The following is a 3,002-nucleotide window of genomic DNA, read 5'->3' as shown; positions in this document are numbered from 1 at the left end:
TTCACTTTTTAAAGTGAAAGCAAATAGAAACCCTTTCGGGTTGTATGGTTAAGTGACTAAGCGTACACGGTGGATGCCTTGGCAGTCAGAGGCGATGAAAGGCGTAATAACTTGCGATAAGCCCAGATTAGGTAGTAATAACCTTTTGAGTCTGGGATTCCTGAATGGGGAAACCCACTTACATAAGTAAGTATCCTGTTGTGAATACATAGCAACAGGAGGCAAACCGGGGGAACTGAAACATCTAAGTACCCCGAGGAAGAGAAATCAACCGAGATTCCGAAAGTAGCGGCGAGCGAAATTGGATTAGCCCTTAAGCTTTTAATGATGCAGGTGAAGAGTCTGGAAAGTCTCGCAGTAAAGGGTGATAGCCCCGTAACCGACACATCATAATCAGTGAAAACGAGTAGGGCGGGACACGTGATATCCTGTCTGAATATGGGGGGACCATCCTCCAAGGCTAAATACTACTGACTGACCGATAGTGAACCAGTACCGTGAGGGAAAGGCGAAAAGAACCCCTGTGAGGGGAGTGAAATAGAACCTGAAACCGTGTACGTACAAGCAGTAGGAGCACCTTCGTGGTGTGACTGCGTACCTTTTGTATAATGGGTCAGCGACTTAATTTTAGTAGCAAGGTTAACCGTTTAGGGGAGCCGTAGGGAAACCGAGTCTTAACTGGGCGTACAGTTGCTAGGATTAGACCCGAAACCAGGTGATCTAGCCATGGGCAGGTTGAAGGTTGAGTAACATCAACTGGAGGACCGAACCGACTAATGTTGAAAAATTAGCGGATGACTTGTGGCTAGGGGTGAAAGGCCAATCAAACCTGGAGATAGCTGGTTCTCCCCGAAAGCTATTTAGGTAGCGCCTCGGACGAATACTACTGGGGGTAGAGCACTGTTAAGGCTAGGGGGTCATCCCGACTTACCAACCCTTTGCAAACTCCGAATACCAGTAAGTACTATCCGGGAGACACACGGCGGGTGCTAACGTCCGTCGTGGAGAGGGAAACAACCCAGACCGCCAGCTAAGGTCCCAAAGTATAGCTAAGTGGGAAACGATGTGGGAAGGCTCAGACAGCCAGGATGTTGGCTTAGAAGCAGCCATCATTTAAAGAAAGCGTAATAGCTCACTGGTCGAGTCGGCCTGCGCGGAAGATGTAACGGGGCTAAGCTATACACCGAAGCTGCGGCTACGTACCTTAGGGTATGTGGGGTAGGGGAGCGTTCTGTAAGCCGTTGAAGGTGGTCTGTAAGGGCTGCTGGAGGTATCAGAAGTGCGAATGCTGACATGAGTAACGATAAAGGGAGTGAAAAACTCCCTCGCCGGAAGACCAAGGGTTCCTGTCCAACGTTAATCGGGGCAGGGTAAGTCGACTCCTAAGGCGAGGCCGAAAGGCGTAGTCGATGGGAAACGGGTTAATATTCCCGTACTTCTTACAATTGCGATGGGGGGACGGAGAAGGCTAGGTGGGCCTGGCGACGGTTGTCCAGGTTCAAGTACGTAGGCGGGTGGTTTAGGTAAATCCGGACCGCTACTAACGCTGAGATACGATGTCGAGCTACTACGGTAGTGAAGTCATTGATGCCATGCTTCCAGGAAAAGCCTCTAAGCTTCAGATTGTAAGGAATCGTACCCCAAACCGACACAGGTGGTCGGGTAGAGAATACCAAGGCGCTTGAGAGAACTCGGGTGAAGGAACTAGGCAAAATGGTACCGTAACTTCGGGAGAAGGTACGCTCTTATCAGTGAAGTCCCTTGCGGATGGAGCAGACGAGAGTCGCAGATACCAGGTGGCTGCAACTGTTTATTAAAAACACAGCACTGTGCAAAATCGTAAGATGACGTATACGGTGTGACGCCTGCCCGGTGCCGGAAGGTTAATTGATGGGGTTAGACTTCGGTCGAAGCTCTTGATCGAAGCCCCGGTAAACGGCGGCCGTAACTATAACGGTCCTAAGGTAGCGAAATTCCTTGTCGGGTAAGTTCCGACCTGCACGAATGGCGTAATGATGGCCACGCTGTCTCCACCCGAGACTCAGTGAAATTGAAATCGCTGTGAAGATGCAGTGTACCCGCGGCTAGACGGAAAGACCCCGTGAACCTTTACTACAGCTTGGCACTGAACATTGAACCTACATGTGTAGGATAGGTGGGAGACTATGAAACCGCGTCGCTAGATGTGGTGGAGTCGTCCTTGAAATACCACCCTTGTAGTTTTGATGTTCTAACGTTGGTCCCTGAATCGGGATTACGGACAGTGCCTGGTGGGTAGTTTGACTGGGGCGGTCTCCTCCCAAAGAGTAACGGAGGAGCACGAAGGTGGGCTAAACACGGTTGGACATCGTGTGGTTAGTGCAATGGCATAAGCCCGCTTGACTGCGAGAATGACAATTCGAGCAGGTGCGAAAGCAGGTCATAGTGATCCGGTGGTTCTGAATGGAAGGGCCATCGCTCAACGGATAAAAGGTACTCCGGGGATAACAGGCTGATACCGCCCAAGAGTTCATATCGACGGCGGTGTTTGGCACCTCGATGTCGGCTCATCACATCCTGGGGCTGAAGTCGGTCCCAAGGGTATGGCTGTTCGCCATTTAAAGTGGTACGCGAGCTGGGTTTAGAACGTCGTGAGACAGTTCGGTCCCTATCTGCCGTGGGCGTTGGAAAATTGAAAGGGGCTGCTCCTAGTACGAGAGGACCGGAGTGGACGAACCTCTGGTGTTCGGGTTGTCATGCCAATGGCATTGCCCGGTAGCTAAGTTCGGAATCGATAACCGCTGAAAGCATCTAAGCGGGAAGCGAGCCTTGAGATGAGTTTTCCCTGGCACTATAAGTGTCCTAAAGGGTTGTCGTAGACTACGACGTTGATAGGCAGGGTGTGTAAGTGCTGCGAGGCATTGAGCTAACCTGTACTAATTGCCCGTGAGGCTTAACCATACAACACCCAAGGGGTTTTGTGGACTCAAAGAAAGACCAGACCTTGAATGAGTTTGAAGAGA

1 rRNA gene is annotated in these 3,002 nt (G+C 50.8%); it reads left to right on the top strand.

From position 1 onward, the window contains the following. The first annotated feature begins 46 nt into the window (after positions 1 to 46). A 23S ribosomal RNA gene (locus AB4185_RS18605) occupies positions 47 to 2,940 on the top strand. Positions 2,941 to 3,002: the final 62 nt, after the last annotated feature.

The organism is Vibrio sp. 10N.286.48.F5, assembly GCF_041469785.1.
Lineage (GTDB): Bacteria > Pseudomonadota > Gammaproteobacteria > Enterobacterales > Vibrionaceae > Vibrio > Vibrio crassostreae_C.
The sequence above is the reverse complement of the archived record's forward strand: the minus strand, read 5'-3'. Positions and strand labels throughout refer to the sequence as shown.